This is a genomic window from Knoellia aerolata DSM 18566, assembly GCF_000768695.1.
In the GTDB taxonomy this organism is placed as follows: domain Bacteria; phylum Actinomycetota; class Actinomycetes; order Actinomycetales; family Dermatophilaceae; genus Knoellia; species Knoellia aerolata.
In genome coordinates this window covers 1-20,401 of sequence record NZ_AVPL01000062.1, presented here as the reverse complement: position 1 = coordinate 20,401, position 20,401 = coordinate 1, and the positions used below count along the sequence as shown (strand labels likewise).

Below are 20,401 nucleotides of genomic sequence, written 5' to 3'. Positions count from 1 at the left end.
AACTCGCCAATTCCCCCGTTGGGTACACGACCCACCGGTGCTCAACTCGCCAATTCCCCCGTTGGGTACGCGACCCACCGGTCCTCAACTCGCCAATTTCCCCGTTGGGTACGCGACACACCGGTGCTCAACTCGCCAATTCCCCCGTTGGGTACGCGACACACCGGTGCTCAACTCGCCAATTCCCCCGTTGGGCACACGACACACCCGTCCCCAACTCGCCCATTCCCCCGTTTGGGCACGCGACACGCCGGACGCCGCCGGCACGCGGATCAGTCGGTGGTGCCGAAGCCCTCTCGCTGCGCGCGCTCGTGCGACTCCTCCGTCTCCTCGAAGAGGGTGACCGTGAGGTCGGCCGGTGCCTCGAGCCGGGAGTTGAGCGACTTCCAGGGGGTGAGGACCGGCTCGGCGACGACGGTGGCTCCGGCGTGCTCAGCCTCGCGCGTGGACTGCTCGGCGTCGTCGACCTCGAACGCGATCCGGATCCGCGGGCTCGGCGTGCCCCCGGCCTCGACGGCGTCGATCGCGACCTTGTGAGCCGGGCTGGCGATCTCGAAGGTCGCCCGACCGGCCTCGAGGATCGCGACCCGGTCCTCACCGCCCTCGGAGAAGGCGGCGATCTCGTCCATGCCGAGGACGTCGCGGTAGAAGCGCACCGCCTCGTCGTAGTCGGCTGCCTCGACGACGACCCGCAGCTGCCTCACCCTCTGGATGCTCGCGGCGCTCTCGGTGCTCTCGGTGCTCATGCCAAGGACAAGGGCGACGCGGCCGCCGATGTTCCGCGCCGGACCCGGGCCGGGTACGGCAAAGGGCGCCCCGCGCAACTGTCGGCGGGGCGCCCTTCGTACTGAGTCGGCGAGGGGTCGAGGCTCTGCCATGGACTCAGGACCGAGCCGGGGTCGAAGCGGCTCGGAGTCGTGGTCGTCAGCCCTGCGGGATGACGATCTGCTGGCCGGCGCGGACCTGGGCGCTGCTGAGACCGTTGACCAGCTGGAGCTCAGCGACGGCCGAGGCGATCGACGTGCCGGTCATGTGCTCGGCCGCGATCTGTGACAACGTCTGGCCCTGCTCGACGGTGACGCGCTCCGGGGCCGAGGAGGCGGCGGCTCCCCCGGTCAGACCGACGAACGCCGCGACGAGCGCGATGAGCAGGACGGTGCTCGTGAGGACCAGGCGCCCGCCACGGGTCAGCCGCAGGGCCGGCCGGGGAGCCACGGTGACGGCCTCGCCGGTCGGGACGAGGACGAGGCGCGGACGCTCCGGGCGACGGATCGGGAGCGGGACGGCATACCCCGCCGCGGTGCCGTCGAGGGCAGCTGCTGCACTCATGGAGTCCTCCTGGGTCGAAAGGACGTTCGATAGAACGTCTGTACGATGTCTAGCACGGATGTTCGAGTAGTTCAAGACACGCGTCGAACAGGTGTTTGATCCGCCCGCCCGAACTCCGTACGCTGTGGTCATGTCAGGAAGCCAATCAGGCGCCACTGACACCACTGGTTTCAGAGGAGACGAGATGAGCGACAAGAGCGGCCCCCCCGACGCCGACGTCCACCAGCTGCCTGACCGCGACCCCGGCGACGGCACGCTCACCGTGCGGCAGCGCAAGGTCCTCGACGTCATCCGCAACTCGGTCGACCGCCGCGGCTACCCGCCGAGCATGCGCGAGATCGGCCAAGCCGTCGGGCTCACCTCCCCCAGCTCGGTCTCGCACCAGCTGCACGCCCTCGAGAAGAAGGGCTACCTGCGGCGCGACCCCAACCGCCCCCGGGCGATCGAGGTCATCTCCCCCGACACCCCGAGCGACATCCGCGGCTACCGCGGCGGCGCCACCCCGGACGACGTGGACGCCGACCTCGACCCGACCGGCTCGGGCGACGCGCGGCCCGAGGCGAGCTACGTGCCCGTCCTCGGACGGATCGCCGCCGGCGTGCCGATCATGGCCGAGGAGATGGTCGACGACGTCTTCCCGCTGCCGAAGCAGATCGTCGGCGAGGGCTCGCTCTTCCTGCTCAAGGTCGTCGGTGACTCGATGATCGACGCGGCGATCTGCGACGGTGACTGGGTCGTCGTCCGGCAGCAGCCGAGCGCCGACAACGGCGACATCGTCGCGGCGATGCTCGACAACGAGGCGACCGTCAAGACGTTCAAGCGCAAGGACGGCAAGGTCTGGCTCATGCCGCACAACCCCGCCTTCGACCCGATCGACGGCGACCACGCGACGGTCCTCGGCAAGGTCACGGCCGTCCTGCGCCGGATCTGAGGCTCACGCCACCTGTGCCCCGACGGCGCGGGTGAGCGCAGCGAGCGTGACGCCGAGCGGCGCATCGATCCGGTGCGTCGTCTCGGCGTCCCCGCGTGTGGGTCCCCGCGTGATGACGACGACGGGTATGCCGCGTGCGGCCGCTCGCCGCACGAACCGGTAGCCGCTCATCACCTTGAGCGACGACCCGAGGACGACGAGCGCGGACGCCGCCTCGGTGAGCGCGTAGCACTGCTCGACGCGGGGCTTGGGGACGGCCCCGCCGAAGAAGACGACGTCGGGCTTGAGGGTGTCGGCGTCGCACGCCAGGCAGCGGGGAGTGACGAAGGTGGTGACGGCCTCGTCGGCGAGGACGATGTCGCCGTCCGGGCGGATCTGGCTGCTCACCCGGGAGCCGTCGACCACGGACCCGAGGGCGCGCGAGGCGAAGCCGGGGTTGGCGTCGTCCATGAGCGCCTGGAGCAGGCCGCGGTCGACCCGGCCCTCGCAGGTGAGGCAGACGACCTCGGCGAGCGACCCGTGCAGCTCGATGACTTCACGGGTGCCGGCGTCCTGGTGCAGCCCGTCGACGTTCTGGGTGATGACGGCGCCGAGCGCCCCGGCGCGTTGGAGGTCGGTGACGGCGAGGTGGCCGTCGTTGGGCTCGGCCGCACTGAAGCGCTGCCAGCCGATGAAGCTGCGCGCCCAGTAGCGCTGCCGGGCCTCGCTCGTCGCCGTGAACTCCTGGTGTGACATCGGGGTCACCCGGCGGTTGCCGTCGGGGCCGCGGTAGTCGGGGATGCCGCTCTCGGTCGACAGGCCCGCGCCGGTGAGCACGAGGGCCGGGCCGGTCTCGCGCAGCAGCGCCGCGACCTCGCGGACCGACACCTCAGGGCTCACCCCGACATCGTAAATGCTCGTCCTGACCTCACCGGGGTCACTCGCCCGGACAGGCGTTCTGGTGGACCAGGGCCGCCGTGAGCATCCAGCGCCAGTCCACCGCCGAGGAGCCGCCGTAGGAGCCGGCGCCGCACGGGCACTTCCAGTGCCAGCGGCCGAGGCCGTCACAGGTGACGTCCGGGTGGTGGCTGCGGCGCGCGGTGCGCCGGCGGTTCGTGGTCCTCATGCACGTCAGGAGGGCGCACCGCGGCTGCTGATACACGGCAGGGACGACCGTCGCCGCATCGCGTCGGCGTGGGCGCCCGACATCAAGGATTGAACCGTCCCGATGGATCTCGATAACTTCTGGTTATAGGATGGCCCCATGATCGATGCCGCAGGACTCCGGGTCATGCGCGCCATCGCCGACGAAGGCAGCTTCACGGCGGCGGCGCTCTCCCTCGGCTACTCCCAGCCCGCCATCTCGCAGATGGTCCGCCGTCTCGAGACCCGCACGGGCACGACCCTCGTCGAACGGGTCGGCCGCAGCGTCCGCCTCACCGAGGCCGGTGCGGTGCTCGCACGGCACGCCGGCCCGGTGCTCTCGGCCCTCGACGCGGCCGAGGAGGAGGTCGCCGCGATCGCCGGGCTCCGGTCCGGACGCGTCCGGCTCATGGCCTTCCCGTCCGCCTCGGCCACACTCGTCCCCAAGGCCCTCGCGAAGGTCAAGGCGAAGCACCCGGGCGTCTCGATCACCTTCAGCGAGGGAGAGCCGCGAGAGTCGCTCGCCGCCCTGCGCGCCGGTGAGTGCGACCTCGCGGTCGCGTTCGTCTACGAGGGGACCGACCTCGGCCGCGGCGAGGAGGACCTCGAGCCGTTCGTCACCACGCCCCTCCTCGACGACGAGGTGCTGCTCGCCGTCCCCCGCTCGCACCCGCTGGCGACCTCGACCCAGGTCGACATGGCCGCGCTCCAGGACGAGACGTGGATCGCCGGCTGCCCCCGGTGCCGGGGCCACCTGCTCCAGCTCGCGAGCACGGCCGGCTACGTGCCGGACGTCGCCTACGAGACCGAGGACTACGTCGCCGTCATGGGGCTCATCGCCGAGGGCCTCGGCATCGCCGTCATCCCCGACCTCATCCTCAAGACCGTTCACCACGAGGACGTCGTCGCCCTGCCGATGACCCCCGCGTCGCGGCGCCACATCGTCGCCGTGACGACGCCGGACCTGCAGCGGGTCCCTGCCGTCAAGGCCACCCTCGACGCACTCGTGGAGAGCGCCGAGGCGGCGGCCAAATGGGCGGCTCAGTCGTCCGGCCGCTGACCCGTCGGCTCCCTTCCGCGAGGAGCCGGTCCGCCCAACGCGTCTGTGATGCCAGGGCGCTCACCTCTCGGTGACCACCTCGATCCGGCCGTCACGCTCGACGAGGGCGATGTGGCCGCGCTGGTCGGTGCGGTGCACGGCATACCCGTTGCGCTGCATCATCGTCAGGTGCGCGGCCGTCGGGTGGCCGTAGTCGTTGCCCTCCCCGACGCTCACGACCGCTACCGGGGCGCGAACGGCGGCCATGAGGCCCGCGTCGAGGTTCGCGCTGCCGTGGTGCGGTGTCTTGACGACGTCGAGGTCCTGAGCGACAGCGGCCATCACCGGGTCGCGTCGGAGCCGGAGGAGCAGGTCGTGCGCGGCCTCGCGTTCGACGTCGCCGAGCAGGAGGGCGTCGACCGCGCCGAGGTGGACGGCGAGGACCACGCTCGCGTTGTTGGGCACCGACCCCGCGGCGATGCGCCGGACCGGCGCCCACACCTCCGCGGTGACGTCACCGAAGGTGAGCCGGTCGCCGGCTGCCAAGGCAGACAGCGGTATGCCGCGTGCCCTCGTCCAGTCCGTCACCTCACCGACCTGGTGGGCGGGGTCGGCGACGGGCGAGCTGAGCACCTGTCCGACGGTCCGGTCGTCGAGCACCCCGGGCAGTCCCTCGACGTGGTCCGCGTGGAAGTGGGTGAGCACGACCGCGTCGACCACCTCGACGTCGAGGTCCGCGAGGCAGCCGTCGACGAGCGGGGGGTCCGGGCCGGTGTCCACGACCAGCGCCCGGCCGGGTCCGGTGCGGATCACGGCCGCATCGCCCTGCCCGACGTCGCAGAAGACGATCCGCCACCCGTCGGCCGGCCACGTGACGATGCGTGTCGGCATCGTCACGGCCACCGTGAGGGCGACGACGGTCAGGGCCAGGAGCGGTCGGAGCAGGGTGACCCGCGCCAGCCAGCGCCCCGACAGGACGGCGAGGACCGTGACGCCGGCGAGGAGCAGGGCTCCCCGCGCGCCGTCGGGCCACGGCATCGTCCCACCCGGGACCTCCGCCATGACCCGCGCCGTCCTCGCGATGCCGAGGGTGGGCAGGGCGCCGAGCCAGGCGACGAGCTCTGCCGGTCGGTCGGCGACGACGGAGACGGCCGCGGCACTCACTCCGGCGATCGTGGCGGGGGCGACGAGCGGTGCCGCCACGAGGTTGGCGAGGACACCGACGATGCTCACCGACCCCTGGAGCAGCACGACGAGTGGCGCACACATCGCCTGTGCTGCAACGGGAATCGCTATCGCTGGACCGAGCAGTGACAGGCGGGGCGGGAGGCGCGTGGCGATGGCGTCACCCCACGGGCGGGTGAAGAGCAGCAGCCCGAGCGTCGCCAGGGCGGACAGGGCGAACCCGAACGAACGCGCCATCCACGGGTCGACGACGAGCACGACGACGATCGCTCCGGCGAGGACCGGGATCCCGGCCCGGCGCCTGGACCGGCTCACGCCGAGCAGCCCGATGAGTCCCATGGCCGCGGCGCGCACGACGCTGGGTTCGGGTCGGGCGAGGACGACGAAGCCGACGATCGTGACGGCGACGACGACCGGACGCCAGCGACGGCGCACTCCCCCGAGGACGCACAGCGCGAGGACCATCCCGCCGACGACCGCGATGTTCGAGCCCGAGACGGCGGTCAGGTGGGTCATCCCGGTCGCCTGCATCGCCGCGGTGAGGTCGGGCGGGGTGCGGCTGGTGTCCCCGATGACGAGCCCGGGCAGCAGCCCGCGCGCGTCCGTGGGCGTCGGGTCGACCGCGCGGCGCAGGCCCGCCCGGAGGTGCTCGGCCACCTGGGCGACCCGGCCGGCCGGGTCCACCACCGTGACCCGGGAGACCCGGAGCACCGCGACCTCCGACGCGCCCGGCTGGGCAGGTCCGAGGCGACCGCGGAGTCGGACGCGGTCGTGCCACCGCACGGCGAGGAGCGCCTCGGAGCCGTGCACCGCCACGGGTGCGTGGGCGGCGGTGGTGCGACCGCGGCCGGTCACCTCGTGGGCTGACGCCCGCAGCATGACGACCGGTTCCCGCCCAGCCCTCGGGGCGGGGGTGAACGGGTCGGAGGTCACCGTCGCCTCCATCACCACGACCGCCCGTGCGGCGGTGAGGGTGTCGAGGTCCCCGGTGGCCCGCAGGGCGTGCTGGCCGGCGCCAGCCACCTGGAGGAGCAGGGTGACGCCGACGACGAGCAGCACACCTCGCCCCCACGACCCGCGCCACCACGCCCGTCGCACCACGGCTGTCGCCACGCCTGCCCCGACGCCCACGGCCAGGAGCATGCAGACCGCCCATCGCCAGGTCGGCGGCCGGGTCAGCGTCGACGCGAGCAGGGCCCAGCCGACGAGGGCAGGGACGAGCAGGCGGAGGTCGCTGGCGCGGACGACCTCGCGCTGCCACTCCCCCGGCGTCGCCACGCTCACAGCGTCACCTTCGGGGTGATCCGCGAGAGGAGCGTGTCGCCGATGCCGCTGACCTCGCCGAGCTCCTCGACGCTCGTGAACCGGCCGTGCTCGGTGCGCCAGTCGATGATCCGCTGGGCGAGCACCGGTCCCACGCCGGGCAGCGTGTCGAGCGTGGACAGGTCGGCCGTGTTGAGCGAGACCAGCCCACCGGGGGCCGCGGCGCCTCGCGCACCGTCCGCACCACCGGCCACGCCGCCTCCCGGCGGACCGCCAGCAGCCGGCGCGCCCCACGGAGTCACCGCCTCACCCCGTCGGGGCACCTGGACCTGCTCCCCGTCGACGACGACCCGGGCCAGGTTGACCGCGGACAGGTCGGCGGTCCGGGTCGCCCCGCCCGCGGCCTGCACCGCGTCGGCGATCCGGGCACCGGCCGCCAGCCGGTAGACCCCGGGCGACGCGACCTGACCCACCACGTGGACGACGACGCCACCGGCGGCCGCGACGGGCGAGCCGGTGGGCGCCGTTGTCGCCGTGGACGATCCGCGCGTCCCTGCCGCCGAGTAGGGGACCGCCGCCGAGGGGGTGGGCGAGGCCCGCGACAGGGTGGACGTCCCCCGGACCACGCCACTCGGTGCCGCCACGCCCCCGGCGGCACCGGGTACGGCCTGGCCACCGGACCCCGCCAGCCACACCCGGACCCCGAAGACGAGCGCGACGAGCACGGCGACCGCGAGCACCGCCGTCCCCGCCGACCGGGTCGGAGCCCACCGCGCGCTGCGCAGGCTCGTGGGGAGCTCGAGGACCGGACCGCGCGGGACCTCGATCGGTCGGTGTCGTCCGTGCCCCTCGCCGTCCCCGTCGCGCTCACCGGCCGTCGACCGCGCCCCATCGCCGGCCGTCGACCGCGCCCCACCGCTGGCCGTCGAACGCGTCCCACCGCCAGCCGCCGATCGCGGCCCGCCGCCCGCCGAGCGCACCCGCGCCAGGGCTCGAGGTGAGACGGTCTCGGGTGGGCGGCGCAACGGCATACGCCGACGTTAGGAACGAGCGGGCGGCCACCCCACCTCGAGATCCGGAGCTGTGGACGACCCCGGTGACACCCGCTCGCTGTGGACGGACGTCAGCCGCTGAGCCGGGTCACCCAGATGAGGATGTTGCGTCGGTGCCGGGCCAGCACGAGCAGGGACACGAGCGTCAGCCACACGCCGACCCCTCGCTCCGTGGCGTCGTCGGCGCGGACGGCGAGGACGACCCCGATGACGACGAGCAGGGCCGTCGCGACGACGGAGGCGTCACCGAGCCGCTTGACGAACGGCAGAGCGACGAGGAACGCCACGAGCCCGGCCAGCGCAGCCCAGGGCACCACGGCGAGCATCGCCCCGAGCGAGGTGGCGACCCCCTTGCCGCCCCGTCCGTGCAGGTAGGGGCTGTAGATGTGGCCGACGACGCAGGCCGCCCCTGCGACGAGCGCGAACCACGTCCCGAGGGTGAGGAGCACGACGAGCGTCGGCACCAGGCCCTTGAGCATGTCGAGCACGCCGACGGCGATCCCCCACTTGCGGCCCAGCGCACGCCCGATGTTGGTGGCGCCCGGGTTGCCGGACCCCACCGAGGCGACGTCCACCCCCTGGCTCCGTCCGACGAACGTGGCGGGGTTGAGGCCGCCGATGGCGAAGCAGACGGCCGCGACGACCACGGCGCCGAGGACGGAGACGGGTGTCGAGGGGTTCACGGCGGCAGCCCGGGTCAGACCCGCGGACTCACCGCGATGGCCAGTGTCCCGGGGCCGACGTGCGCGCCGACGACCGCGCCCAGCTCGACCACGGAGAGGTCGCCGAGCCCGTGGATCCGGGGACGCAGGCGTTCGGCGAGCTTCTCGGCCCGGTCCGCGGAGTCGAGGTGGTGCACGGCGATGTCGACCGACTCCTGGGCTTCGGCCGCTTCCGCGGCGAGGTCCTCGAGGCGGGCGATCGCGCGCGAGGACGTGCGGACCCGCTCCAGCGGGACGATGGACCCGTCCTTGAGCCCGAGGATCGGCTTGATCGCGAGCGCCGACCCGAGCAGGGCGCTGGCCTTGCCGATCCGTCCGCCGCGGCGCAGGTGCTCCAGGGTGTCGACGTAGAACACGACCGTCGCCGCCTCGCAGCGGGCACGCACGACGGCCGCGACGTCCTCGGCCGACGCCCCACCGGCGGCGGCCTCGGCACCGGCGAGGACGGCATACCCCATCGCCATCCCCATCGAACGGCTGTCGATGACGGTCACCGGGACCGGCGAGTGCTGGGCCGCGAGCTGGGCGGAGCCGATGGTGCTCGACATGTCGGCCGAGATGTGGACCGACACGATCGCGTCGGCGCCGCCCTCGGCGAGCTCGCGGTAGACGTCGAGGAAGGCCTGCGGCGCCGGCCGGGAGGTCGAGACCGGCCGGAACGCGCGCAGCGCCTCGGCCACCTCCCCCGCGCCGATGTCGACGCCCTCGCGGTACTCCTTGCCGCCGACGACGACGTGCAGCGGGACGACGCCGATGCCGTGGGTGGCGACGAGGTCAGCGGAGAGGTATGCCGTGGAGTCGGTGACGAGAGCGGTGACCACAGCCCGAGGCTAGTGCGCGGACGGCCCCGCCGTGGTCACCACGGCAGGTCGGTCGGCGTCCCCCGCCGGTCGTCGACTGGGACCCAGCCGCTGCCCTCGACATGGTCGTAGGCGACGCTCGGTCCCTGCGCGGCGAGCGAGGCCACCGCGGCGAGCAGGCGCTCGACGTGCTCGTCGGTCGTGGCGAGGCCGGCACTGACCCGCACCGCGGTGTCGACGTCCTCGTCCGCGAGCAGGCTGTCGACGAGCAGGTGCGCGCAGAACTTGCCGTCCCGCACACCGATGCCGTGCTCGGCGGAGAGGGCTGCGGAGACCAGCGAGGAGTCGAGCCCGTCGATGGTGAAGGTCACGACCGGCGCACGGTCGGCGCCGTCGCCGAAGATGCTCCAGGTCTCGACGCCGTCGACGGCCCGCAGCCCGTCGACGAGGCGCTGGGTCAGCTCGGCCTCGTGCGTCTCGAGGGCGACGCGGTTCTCCCGGATCGCCGCGCACGCGGCGGCGAGGGCGACGGCGCCCAGGACGTTGGGCGTGCCGCCCTCGTGACGGGCCGGCCCGGTGCGCCACGTCGTCGACAGCGCGCCGACCGCGGCCGTCGCACCCCCGCCGGCGAGGTACGGCGCGGCGGCGTCGAGCCAGTCGGCGCGACCGACGAGCGCGCCGGCACCGTAGGGGGCGTAGATCTTGTGGCCGCTGAACGCGACGTAGTCCACGCCGAGGGTGTCGAGGTCGACGCGGCGGTGGCCGACGAGCTGGGCGGCGTCGAGGGCGACCCGGGCGCCGTGGCTGCGGGCGATCGCGGAGAGTCGCTCGACGGGCCAGTACTCGCCGGTGACGTTGGACGCACCGTTGAGGACGACGAGCGTGCGGCTGCCGCGGGTGCGGGCCAGGGCATCGGCGAGGAGAATCTCGGCGTCGGCGTGGGTCAGCGGGACCGGCAGGCGCGTGGTGTTCCTCGGCTCCCACGGCAGGAGCGTCGCGTGGTGCTCGGTCGCGAAGACGATGACCCGCGTCCGACGCGGAACGGCGCGGGCGAGGAGGGTGAACGCGTCGGTCGTGTTGCGGGTGAAGACGACCTCGTCGCCCTCACGGGCCCCGACGAACCGGGCGACCTCCTCGCGGGCGGCCTCGTAGTAGTGGCTCGACACCTGGCTGGCCCACCCCTGTCCGCGGTGGACGCTGGAGTAGGTGGCGGTGGCCTTGTCGACGGCGGCGACGACGCTGGCCAGGGCCGGGGTCGAGGCACCGTGGTCGAAGTTGGCGTACTCGACGAGGGTGCCGTGGCACGTGGGCACGTGCGGGGCGGCGACGACCGCCGGCACCCGGCCCGGTTCGGCGACGACCTGGCCGGGCGAGGGCACCGACCGCAGCCAGGTGCGACGGCGTTCTGGGGTGGCGGTGTGCGGGACCGAGGTGGCGATGGACATCTGGTGCTCCCTGGAGAGTCGATGGACCCTCGAGGTGCTCGCGAGTCCGCGCTTGCCGACTGCGTTGCTGCAGCCGACCAGGTCGTCACCCGGAGCACCCCACCGCGGAGGAGGGTTGCCGACCAGCAAGCCGGGGCTGAACACTGGTACTCGTGACCTTGGGTCAGGAGTGTATGCCGGTCCGCTCAGCCCTCGGGACCCTCCGTCCACCTTCCGAGACGCCGAGCCGCTGAGAACTTTCGCTTTACGTCACATAAATCGATCGGTACGATGGGCGCATGCCAGCGACGGCACGCACCTACGTCCTCCGGGCCCGGGCCGAGGCCCAGGAGGAGACGCGTCGCCGCATCCTCGCCGAGGCCAAGCAGATCCTCTTCGCCCAGCCGTTCGACGAGCTGACCCTCCCCCTCGTGGCGCAGAGGTCCGGCGTGACGACGCAGACCGTGCGCAACCACGTCGGGTCCAAGGAGGGCCTCATCGTGGCGCTGACGGAGTCGCTCGCCGAGGAGCTCACGTCGGGTCGACGAGAGGCCGCACCGACGGACACCGCCGGCGCGATCGCGACCCTCGCGGCCGAGTACGAGGCCTACGGGCACGCCGTGTCGCGGCTCCTCGCCGCCGCGGAGCAGTCCGAGGCCATGGCCGCCATGGCCGAGCGAGGACGGCGCGAGCACCGCAGGTGGCTCGAGACCACCTTCGCCGACCGGCTCCCCGCCGACCGTCGCGCCCGTCGGCGCACCCTCGCCGCCCTGTACGCCGCGACCGACGTCGGCACGTGGCGCCTGCTGCGCCTCGACCTGGGCCACTCACGACGCATGACCACGGAGGTCATGTGCGCACTCACCGAAGGAGTCCTGACCTCGCACTGAGGCCGGAAGGAGGAGTCATGCACTACCTGCTCGCCACCTGGGACGGCGGAGGCACCGTCCCCATCGACTTCGGCATCGCCCGCCGCCTCATCGCCCGTGGCCACAGCGTCACGGTCATCGGCGACCCGACGCTCGAGGCCGAGGCCGCCCGCTCTGACGCCGAGTTCGTCCCGTGGCGGCTGGCGCCCCACCGTGCCACGGCCTCGATCGAGGACGACCTCCTCAAGGACTGGGAGGTCGTCGACAACCCGTGGAAGCTCTTCAAGCGGATCTCCGAGCGCCTCATCACCGGCCCGGCCGCCCTCTTCGCCACGGAGACGGCCGAGGAGCTGGACCGGCGCCCCGCCGACGTCGCCCTCGTCGACGGCGCGATCCTGGGTCCGATGGTCGCGACGGAGGCCAGGGGCGTCCCCACCGTGGGCATCGTCCCGGGCATCTACATCATCCCGGCCGAGGGGATGCCCCCGTTCGGGCTGGGCCTCACACCGGCGAGGACCGCGCTGGGCCGCGCCCGCGACCGTGCCCTCAACGCCAGCATCAAGGCTGCGTGGCGCACCGGGCTCCCCGCGCTCAACGAGGCGAGGGCCGCGCACGGCCTGGCGCCCCTCTCCGACCCGTGGGACCAGCTGCGCTCCTGCGAGAGCGTGGTGATTCCCACCGCCAGGGCGTTCGACTTCCCCGCGACGCTCCCCGGCAACGCGCACTACGTCGGGCCGATGCTCGATGACCCGGTCTACGCCGCCGTCCCCTCACCGATCGACGACCAGCCGGACGACCCGCGGCCGCTCGTGGTCGTCGGGGTCTCCGGCAGCCACGTCAAGGGGCAGGACGCCATGCTCCGGCGCGTGGCGGCCGCCCTCGCGACGCTGCCGGTGCGTGGGCTGGTGTGCACCGGGCCCTACGTGGACCCCGCGGACGTGCCCGGCGCCGACAACGTCACGGTGGTCCGGTCGGCGCCGCACTCGGAGGTCTTCCCCCTCGCGTCGGTGGTCATCACGCACGGGGGCCACGGCACCATCATCAAGGCTCTCGCCCTCGGCAAACCGGTCCTCTGCCTGCCGGGGATCCGCGACCAGAAGGACAACGCGGTGCGCATGACGGAACGGGGCGCCGGCCTGAGGCTCAAGCCGTCGGCCGAACCAGCCCGAATCGCCGAGGCGGTCCGCCGCCTGCTCACGGAGCCCCATTTCGCGTGGGCGGCGGAGGAGCTGGGGGCGCGCATCCGCGCGGAGGTCGACGACGACCGCCTCGTCTCGCTCCTGGAGCAGCCGGCCAGCCGCAGGCACGTCGCCTGAGACCCGGGGGCAGACGGTCGCGGGCGCCGAGCGTGCCCTACGACGTCAGCCGCGCCGCAAGCCTCATCGCGTCGTAGGGCGCGTGGACCTTGACGTCGTTGTCGAAGTAGACGAAGACGTCCAGCCCGGCGCCCGCCCACTCCCGGATCCTCCCGGCCCAGCGATCCAGGGCGGCGCCGGAGTACCCGCTGGCATAGAGCTCCTCGTCACCGTGCAGCCGGACGTAGACGAGGTCACTGGTGACGTCGTCGAGCATCGGCCAGGTCCCGGCGGAGTCGGCGACGACCAGCCCGATGTCGTGCGCGCGCAACAGCTCGGCCAGCGCGGGCGACCGGAAGGTCTCGTGCCGCACCTCCAGCACGTGGCGCAGCGGCACGTCGACCGGTGCGGTGGGGTCCGGGGTGCCCTTGAGCCGCTCGGGCTCGTGGCGGGACGCCGCCCACCGGGCCGCCTCCCCGGCGCGCCTCGGCAGCAGGTCGAAGAACGCCGACAGCCGGTCGGGGTGGAAGCCGAGGTTGGGCGGCAGCTGCCACAGGAACGGACCGAGCCGGTGGCCCAGGGTCAGGACGCCGGAGGCGAAGAAGTTCGCCAACGGCACCTCGACGTCCGCGAGCTTCTTCAGGTGCGTGACGAACCGGGGACCCTTGACCGCGAACACGAAGTCGTCGGGGACCGCCTGGGCCCACGCCTGCCAGCTCGAGGCGCGCTGCAGCGAGTAGAACGAGCCGTTGACCTCGATCGACGACATCCGCTGCGCGGCGTACTCCAGCTCACGGCGTTGGGGCAGCCCGGTCGGGTAGAAGACCCCGCGCCACGGTGCGTACCGCCAGCCGGAGATGCCGATCCGGATCATGGGTCGATCCTCCACGAACACCGCGCCGCGAACACGCCTGCGACAAGGCGGTGTGGGTCAGCTTCGTGCTGCGGCGAGGGCAAGGAGCACTGAGGACCCGAGCGCCGCGACCGTCCGGAGATGGTTCCACCGCGTCCAGGCGGTGAGGTATGCCGTCCACTCGCCTTCGGTGTCCGGCGCCCCTGGCACGAGTGGGGCAAGCCGGTCGTTGAGCGGCACATTGCCCGCCCCGGTGACGACGAGGCCGGCCAGCCCGAGCAGCGCTCCGGCGACGGCCAGCCCGGGTTCGCCGACATCTCCGACCACGGCGAGGATGAGCACTGCGAGCGACCCGAGCGCGAGGACGCCCATCTTGCCTCGTGTGCCTCAGCGCGAGCCAGGGGTCGCGCTGGGGCACACGAGGCGGGGGTCAGAGCGGGACGACGTTGACGAGCTTGGGCGCCCTGACGATGACCGTCCGCACTCCCCCGGCCGTCGCCTCGACGACCTTGGGCAGGGCGAGGGCCTGCTGCCGCAGCTCGTCCTCGCTGATGTCGGCGGGCACCTCGATGCGGTCGCGGACCTTGCCCTTGATCTGCACGACGCAGGTGACCGTCTCCTCGACGAGCAGGGCCGTGTCGGCGACCGGGAACGGTGCGTGGGTGAGCGACACGTCGTGGCCCAGGCGCGACCACAGCTCCTCGGCGATGTGCGGCGCGAGCGGTGCGACCATGAGGACGAGCGGCTCCACCGCCTCGCGGGGCGCCGTGCCCAGCTTGGTCAGGGCGTTGTTGAGCTCGATGAGGCGCGCGATGGCGGTGTTGAAGCCGAGCTCGTCGAAGTCGCGGCGGACCGCGTCGATGGTCCGGTGCAGCACGCGCGAGGTGGCGTCGTCGAGGGGGGCGTCACTGACGCGCACCTCTCCGGTCTCCTCGTCGATGACGTTGCGCCAGAGGCGTTGCAGGAAGCGCTGTGACCCGACGATGGCGCGGGTGTCCCACGGCTTGCTCTGCTCCAGCGGGCCGAGACCCATCTCGTAGAGCCGCAGCGTGTCCGCGCCGTACGCGGCATACATGTCGTCCGGGGACACCATGTTCTTGAGCGACTTGCCGATCTTGCCGAACTCGCGGGTGACCGGCTGGTCGTTCCAGGTGAAGGCCGGGTGTCCGTCGTCGCCGGCGACCTCCTCGACCTCGCTGGCCTCGACGTACTGGCCGCGCGAGTCGGTGAAGGCCGGCGCCTGGATGTAGCCCTGCGCGAAGTAGGTCCGGAACGGCTCCTCGCTCGAGACGTGACCGAGGTCGAAGAGCACCTTGTGCCAGAAGCGGGCATACAGCAGGTGCAGCACGGCGTGCTCGACGCCGCCGATGTAGAGGTCGACGCCGCCCGGGTCGCGCGTCCCGGCCGGAGCACCGTTGACGGCCTCGTCGCGCGGGCCCAGCCAGTACTCCTCGGTCTCCGCCGAGACGAGCTCCTCGCGGTTCTCGGGATCGAGGTAGCGCAGGTAGTACCAGCACGACCCGGCCCAGTTGGGCATCGTGTTGGTCTCGCGGCGGTAGCGCTGGACGCCCCGGCCGTCACCGAGGTCGAGGTCGACGTCCACCCACTCGGCGACCCGGCCGAGCGGAGGCTCGGGTGAGCTCTGCGCGTCCTCGGGGTCGAAGGTGCGGGGGCTGTAGTCGGGCACGTCGGGCAGCTCGACCGGCAGCATCGACTCGGGCACTCCGTGGGCGACGCCGTCGGTGTCGAAGACGATGGGGAACGGCTCGCCCCAGTAGCGCTGACGGGAGAACAGCCAGTCGCGCAGCTTGTAGCTGATCGTCGCCTCACCGTGGCCGTGCTCGACGAGCCAGTCGATCATCGCGGCCTTGGCCTCGGCGACGGGCATGCCGTTGAGGTCGAGGGTGTCGTTGGCGGAGTTGATCGCCGGGCCGTCGCCGGTGAACGCCTCGTCCTCGGGGTGGCCCTCGGTGGGCTGCACCGTGCGGATCTTCGGCAGGCCGAAGGCGGTCGCGAAGTCCCAGTCGCGCTCGTCCTGGCCGGGCACCGCCATGATCGCGCCGGTGCCGTAGCCCATGAGGACGTAGTCGGCGACGAAGATCGGGAGCGGCGCCCCGGTGGCGGGGTTCACGGCATACGCACCCGTGAAGACGCCGGTCTTGTCCTTGCCCTCGGTCTGGCGTTCGACGTCGCTGCGGCGCGAGGCCGCCAGCCGGTATGCCGTCACGGCAGCCTGCGGGCTCGCCTCGCCACCCGTCCAGGCCGGGTTCGTTCCGTCGGCCCAGTCTCCCTGCGGCACGACGGCGTCGACGAGGGGGTGCTCGGGCGCGAGCACCATGAAGGTCGCTCCGAACAGGGTGTCCGGTCGCGTCGTGAAGACCTCGATCGGGTCCACCGTGTCCTGCGCGCCGACGATCGGGAACGCGACGCGGGCGCCCTCGCTGCGACCGATCCAGTTGCGCTGCATCGCCTTGACCTTGGAGGGCCACTGCACGCGGTCGAGGTCGTCGGCCAGCCGGTCGGAGTAGTCGGTGATGCGCATCATCCACTGGCGCAGGTTGCGCTTGAAGACGGGGAAGTTGCCGCGCTCGGACCGCCCGTCGTTGGTGACCTCCTCGTTGGAGAGCACCGTGCCGAGCCCGGGGCACCAGTTGACCGGGGCCTCGGAGGCGTAGGCGAGGCGGTGGCTGTCGAGGATGTCCGCGCGCTCGACCTCGCCGAGGTCGGCCCAGTCGCGGCCGTCGTCGGCGGGCAGCGGGCGCTCGCCCGAGGCGTACTCGGCGACGAGCTCGCTGATCGGGCGGGCCCGGCCCAGACTGCCGTCGGGACGCGGGGCGTCGCGGTCGTACCAGCTGTTGAAGATCGTGAGGAAGATCCACTGGGTCCAGCGGTAGTAGTCCGGGTCCATCGTCTCGATGGCCCGGCGGTTGTCCAGGCCCAGCCCGAGCCGGCGCAGCTGGCGGGCCATGATGACGATGTTGGCCTCGGTGGTGACGCGCGGGTGCTGACCGGTCTGGACGGCATACTGCTCGGCCGGCAGGCCGAACGCGTCGTAGCCGAGGCAGTGCAGGACGTTCTTGCCGAGCATGCGGTGGTAGCGCGAGAAGACGTCGGTGGCGATGTAGCCCAACGGGTGGCCCACGTGCAGGCCGGCCCCGCTGGGGTACGGGAACATGTCGAGGACGAGCAGGTGGCCGCCCTCGAACGACGCGACCGCCTCGGGGTCGGCGAACGGGCCGGAGGGGTTGGGCGCGTCGAAGGCGCCGCTGGCCTCCCAGCGGTCCTGCCAGGCCAGCTCGATCCGGTCGGCCAGCTCTGCCGTGTAGCGGTGCGCCGTCTCGCTCATCTCATCCTTCTGCCTCATCGGTGCTGCCCACAAAAAAGCCCCTCACGCAGGAGGGGTTCGCCGCGACGACGTCCTGGACGGACCGTCAGCGCGGCGGTGGAAGAAGCAGCAGCTGTGCCATGCCTCCAGACTATCGCAGGGCCACCGGGACCGATCCGCACCGTCAGCGTCCGCAAGGGTGGCCGAGAACCGCGCCATCATTGCGGACGCCAGCGAGCCGGCACCCGTCAGCGTCCGCAAAGGTGGTCGCGAAGCCGACCACCTTTGCGGACGCTCGCGAGGCGGGTCAGAGGCGGTCGCGCAGCCAGGCGAAGTCGGCCACGTGCTCGCCGGCGCCACCGGGCGTCTCGCACACCACGGGGGCGCCGGCGGAGCGCACCACCCCGGCGAGCAGGTCGGCGTCGATCGTGCCCGCCCCGAAGTTCGCGTGGCGGTCGGCGCCGGAGTCGAAGGTGTCGCGGCTGTCGTTGCAGTGCACGAGGTCGATCCGGCCGGTGATCGCGAGGACGTCGTCGACGACCGTCTCGAGCGGGTTGCCGCCGGCGTGGGCGTGGCAGGTGTCGAGGCAGAACCCGACCTGGTCCGACTGCGAGGCCGACCCGATCGCGTCCCAGACGCGGGCGATGCGCTCCAGGTGGCGCGCCATCGCGTTGTCCCCACCGGCGGTGTTCTCGAGCAGCAGCGGGAGAGTGAGGTCGGTCGCCTCGACGGCCTTGCGCCAGTTGTCGAACCCGACCTCCAGCTCGTCGTCCTTGCCGACGTGGCCGCCGTGCACGATGAGGCCCTTGGCCCCGATCTCGGTGGCCGCGGTGACGTGCTGCTGGAGGAGCTTGCGCGACGGGATGCGGATCCGGTTGTTGGTCGTCGCGACGTTGATGACGTAGGGCGCGTGGACGTAGAGGTCCACCCCGGCGGCCTCGGCGTCGGCACGCAGGGCCGCGGCCCCACCGGCATACCGGACCTCCGGGCCCTTGTAGCCCTGCGGGTCGCCGAGGAAGAACTGGACCAGCGTCGTGCCGCGCGCGGCGGCCTCCGCGAGCGGGTCGGTCTGGTCGACGTGTGCACCGATCGTCAGGCTCATGCCGTCCAGTCTAGGAAGCGCCGGCCAGCTCGAGGGTGCCGTCGAGGACTCGCCGGGCCGACATGAGCCGGAGGTCGTGGAGGTAGTTCTGGCGGACCGTCCACGGGGCCTTCGTCCCCTGCCTCGGGAGGAGATGCCGCGAACGCCGGACGTAGCCGGACGTCAGCCCGAACGGCGGCTCACCCTCCTCGAGGTCGACGGGGACACGGGGCGTCGCCGTCGTCGCCCCTGCCGCCGCCATCGCGTCGAGCACCGCGCAGACGTAGCGGGAGGTGAGGTCGGCCCGCAGGGTCCACGAGTTGTTGGTGTAGCCGAGGCAGACGGCGAGGTTCGGCACCCCACCGAACATCGCGCCCTTGTAGAAGTAGCGCTCGTGCGGCGCGAACGTCTGCCCGTCCACGCTGAGGCCCATCCCCCCGGCCACCTCGAGCCGCAGCCCGGTCGCGGTGACGATCGCGTCCGCCTCGACCTCCCGGCCGCTGCCCAGCCGGATCCCGTCGGCCGTGAACCGCTCCACGGTGTCCGTGACGACCGAGGCCCGTCCGCTGCCGATCGCGGCGAAGAGGTCGCCGTCCGGGACGATGCACATGCGCTGGTCCCACGGCGCGTATGCCGGCGTGAAGTGTGCGCGGACCGCCTCCTCCCCCACGAGGTCGGCGTTGATCCTGGCGATCCCGCGCCGGACGGCGCCGGGGAACCGGCGGCTCACCTCGTAGAGCGCGACGTTGGTGAGGAGGTTCCTCGCCCGGATCACGCGGTGGGCGGCCCGCCCCGGGAGCGCGCGCCGGAGCGCCCTGCCGACCCGGTCGGTCCCCGAGCGGGGCAGGACGTAGCCGGGGCTGCGCTGCAGCATGGTCACGTGCGCGGCGCCCCGCTCCACGAGGGCGGGGACGAGCGTGACGGCGGTCGCGCCCGACCCGATGACGACGACGCGCCGGCCGGTGGGGTCAAAGCCCTCGGGCCAGGCCTGCGGGTGGATGACCGGGCCGGCGAAGTCGCCGCGACCCGGGAAGTCGACGACGTGTCCGGCGTCGTGGGAGAAGTAGCCGGTGCACAGGTAGAGGAACGCCGCGGTGTGCTCGACCCGCCCCTGCGAGGTCTCGGCCGTCACGGTCCACCGGCCGGTGCCGGTCGAGAAGGCCGCGTCGACGACGCGCTGCCCGTGGTGGATGTGCTCCTCGACGCCGAAGTCCCGGGCCGTGTCACGGATGTAGTCGCGGATGCGCGCGCCCGAGGCGAGCACGCCGGACTCGGTCCACGGCCGGAACGGGTACGTGAAGGTGACGACGTCGGAGTCCGAGCGCACCCCGGGGTAGCGGAACAGGTCCCACGTCCCGCCGACCGCCGCGCGCGCCTCGAGGACGGCGAACGACCGGTCGGGGCAGAGCTGCGCGAGCCGGCAGGCGGCGCCGACCCCGGAGAGCCCGGCACCCACGACGAGGACGTCGACGTCGAGGCTCTGCATCGGTGGGGCTCCGTGGGTGGCGGGGGTACGCGGACCACCTCATGACATCACGACCGACCCACGCCCGACACGCCCGTGGCCCGGTAGCGTCGTGGCACCGGGCGCCCACCGACCAGAGCGCCGAAGGATGTGCGTCGCCATGACGAACGGGTCGACGGTGTGGCGGGACCGGCTGGCCAACGTGCCGGTCCCCGAGCAGCACGCCGTGCCGCTCGTGGCGGCCGCGCTGGCCGAGCGGGTGCGGCGCCTGCGGCTCCCCGGCCCTCCCGCCGCGTGGCGAGCGCCCGGCCTCGTCCTCATGGTGTCCGGTGCGGTGCTGGCCACGCGGGCCTGGCGCGAGGTGCGCGACGTCCGGCTCGCCGACCCGGACCGGCTGGTCTCCACCGGCCCCTATGCCCGCTCCCGCCACCCGATGTATGCCGCCTGGGCCCTCGGGCACCTGGGCTGGGCGCTGCTCGCCCGCTCCGGTTGGGCGCTCGGGGCGTGGCTGCCGGCGGTCCTCGCCGTGAGGCACCAGGTCGAGGCCGAGGAGAGCGAGCTCCGGCGCCGGTTCGGACCGGCCCACGCCGCCTACGCCGAGGCCGTGCCTCGCTGGGGCACCCCGCGCTGGGGCGCCCCGCGGTGG

19 protein-coding genes and 1 riboswitch are annotated in these 20,401 nt (G+C 72.9%); of the genes, 5 read left to right on the top strand and 14 right to left on the bottom strand.

Features of this window, described 5'->3' with window-relative positions; all coding sequences use genetic code 11:
- Positions 1–272: 272 nt before the first annotated feature.
- Positions 273–746, bottom strand: a complete 474-nt coding sequence (locus tag N801_RS16185; protein ID WP_035940046.1) for a VOC family protein — start codon at positions 744–746, stop codon at positions 273–275.
- 178 nt (positions 747–924) lie between these two features.
- Positions 925–1,329 (bottom strand): LysM peptidoglycan-binding domain-containing protein, encoded by a 405-nt coding sequence (locus N801_RS16180; protein ID WP_052113216.1) that lies wholly within the window; start codon positions 1,327–1,329, stop codon positions 925–927.
- Between the two features lie 184 nt (positions 1,330–1,513).
- On the opposite strand from N801_RS16180, the gene lexA reads away from it, so the two are divergent.
- On the top strand, positions 1,514–2,260 hold the full coding sequence (gene lexA, locus N801_RS16175) for a transcriptional repressor LexA (RefSeq protein WP_035940044.1): 747 nt from the start codon (positions 1,514–1,516) through the stop codon (positions 2,258–2,260).
- A 3-nt stretch (positions 2,261–2,263) separates the two neighbouring features.
- On the opposite strand, the gene N801_RS16170 is transcribed toward lexA, so the two are convergent.
- Positions 2,264–3,139: a Sir2 family NAD-dependent protein deacetylase gene (locus N801_RS16170; protein WP_035940042.1), complete on the bottom strand. Its 876-nt coding sequence runs from the start codon at positions 3,137–3,139 to the stop codon at positions 2,264–2,266.
- Between the two features lie 37 nt (positions 3,140–3,176).
- Positions 3,177–3,365, bottom strand: coding sequence for a hypothetical protein (locus N801_RS21125; RefSeq protein WP_035940040.1), 189 nt, complete (start codon positions 3,363–3,365; stop codon positions 3,177–3,179).
- A gap of 138 nt (positions 3,366–3,503) precedes the next feature.
- Between N801_RS21125 and N801_RS16160 the strand changes: the two genes are divergently transcribed.
- Positions 3,504–4,442 (top strand): LysR family transcriptional regulator, encoded by a 939-nt coding sequence (locus tag N801_RS16160; protein WP_035940038.1) that lies wholly within the window; start codon positions 3,504–3,506, stop codon positions 4,440–4,442.
- A 60-nt stretch (positions 4,443–4,502) separates the two neighbouring features.
- On the opposite strand, the gene N801_RS16155 is transcribed toward N801_RS16160, so the two are convergent.
- The 5 genes from N801_RS16155 to N801_RS16135 form a co-directional block, all read right to left on the bottom strand.
- A complete protein-coding gene (locus N801_RS16155) occupies positions 4,503–6,890 on the bottom strand; it encodes a ComEC/Rec2 family competence protein (RefSeq protein WP_035940036.1) in 2,388 nt (795 codons plus the stop codon).
- Complete coding sequence (locus N801_RS21410; RefSeq protein ID WP_084109130.1) at positions 6,887–7,900, bottom strand: ComEA family DNA-binding protein; 1,014 nt, start codon at positions 7,898–7,900, stop codon at positions 6,887–6,889. The genes N801_RS16155 and N801_RS21410 overlap by 4 nt, the downstream gene beginning before the upstream one ends.
- Positions 7,901–7,992: 92 nt before the next feature.
- A complete protein-coding gene (locus tag N801_RS16145) occupies positions 7,993–8,604 on the bottom strand; it encodes a glycerol-3-phosphate acyltransferase (RefSeq protein WP_035940034.1) in 612 nt (203 codons plus the stop codon).
- 14 nt (positions 8,605–8,618) lie between these two features.
- Entirely contained in the window at positions 8,619–9,464 is an 846-nt protein-coding gene (locus N801_RS16140; RefSeq protein WP_035940032.1) for a DegV family protein, read from the bottom strand.
- 35 nt (positions 9,465–9,499) lie between these two features.
- Positions 9,500–10,888 carry an aminotransferase class V-fold PLP-dependent enzyme gene (locus tag N801_RS16135; RefSeq protein WP_084109127.1) on the bottom strand — a complete coding sequence of 463 codons (1,389 nt, stop codon included), beginning with the start codon at positions 10,886–10,888 and terminating at the stop codon, positions 9,500–9,502.
- A 43-nt stretch (positions 10,889–10,931) separates the two neighbouring features.
- Positions 10,932–11,046: riboswitch (SAM riboswitch) on the bottom strand.
- Between the two features lie 120 nt (positions 11,047–11,166).
- Here N801_RS16135 and N801_RS16130 point away from each other — a divergent pair.
- Positions 11,167–11,757 (top strand): TetR/AcrR family transcriptional regulator, encoded by a 591-nt coding sequence (locus N801_RS16130; protein ID WP_035940030.1) that lies wholly within the window; start codon positions 11,167–11,169, stop codon positions 11,755–11,757.
- A gap of 17 nt (positions 11,758–11,774) precedes the next feature.
- Positions 11,775–13,052, top strand: a complete 1,278-nt coding sequence (locus N801_RS16125; RefSeq protein WP_035940028.1) for a nucleotide disphospho-sugar-binding domain-containing protein — start codon at positions 11,775–11,777, stop codon at positions 13,050–13,052.
- A gap of 37 nt (positions 13,053–13,089) precedes the next feature.
- Here N801_RS16125 and N801_RS16120 read toward each other — a convergent pair whose 3' ends face one another.
- The 5 genes from N801_RS16120 to N801_RS16100 all read right to left on the bottom strand — a co-directional run bounded on the left by N801_RS16120 (position 13,090) and on the right by N801_RS16100 (position 19,776).
- Positions 13,090–13,905, bottom strand: coding sequence for a DUF72 domain-containing protein (locus tag N801_RS16120; protein WP_035940026.1), 816 nt, complete (start codon positions 13,903–13,905; stop codon positions 13,090–13,092).
- 57 nt (positions 13,906–13,962) lie between these two features.
- Entirely contained in the window at positions 13,963–14,256 is a 294-nt protein-coding gene (locus N801_RS16115; RefSeq protein WP_052113215.1) for an anthrone oxygenase family protein, read from the bottom strand.
- A gap of 58 nt (positions 14,257–14,314) precedes the next feature.
- Positions 14,315–17,230, bottom strand: coding sequence for a leucine--tRNA ligase (leuS, locus tag N801_RS16110; RefSeq protein WP_035940024.1), 2,916 nt, complete (start codon positions 17,228–17,230; stop codon positions 14,315–14,317).
- 286 nt (positions 17,231–17,516) lie between these two features.
- Complete coding sequence (locus tag N801_RS16105; protein ID WP_035940022.1) at positions 17,517–18,311, bottom strand: deoxyribonuclease IV; 795 nt, start codon at positions 18,309–18,311, stop codon at positions 17,517–17,519.
- A 10-nt stretch (positions 18,312–18,321) separates the two neighbouring features.
- Positions 18,322–19,776, bottom strand: a complete 1,455-nt coding sequence (locus tag N801_RS16100; protein WP_035940019.1) for a flavin-containing monooxygenase — start codon at positions 19,774–19,776, stop codon at positions 18,322–18,324.
- Between the two features lie 139 nt (positions 19,777–19,915).
- Between N801_RS16100 and N801_RS16095 the strand changes: the two genes are divergently transcribed.
- A partial coding sequence (locus N801_RS16095) for a methyltransferase family protein (protein WP_052113214.1) occupies positions 19,916–20,401 on the top strand: 486 nt, incomplete at its 3' end.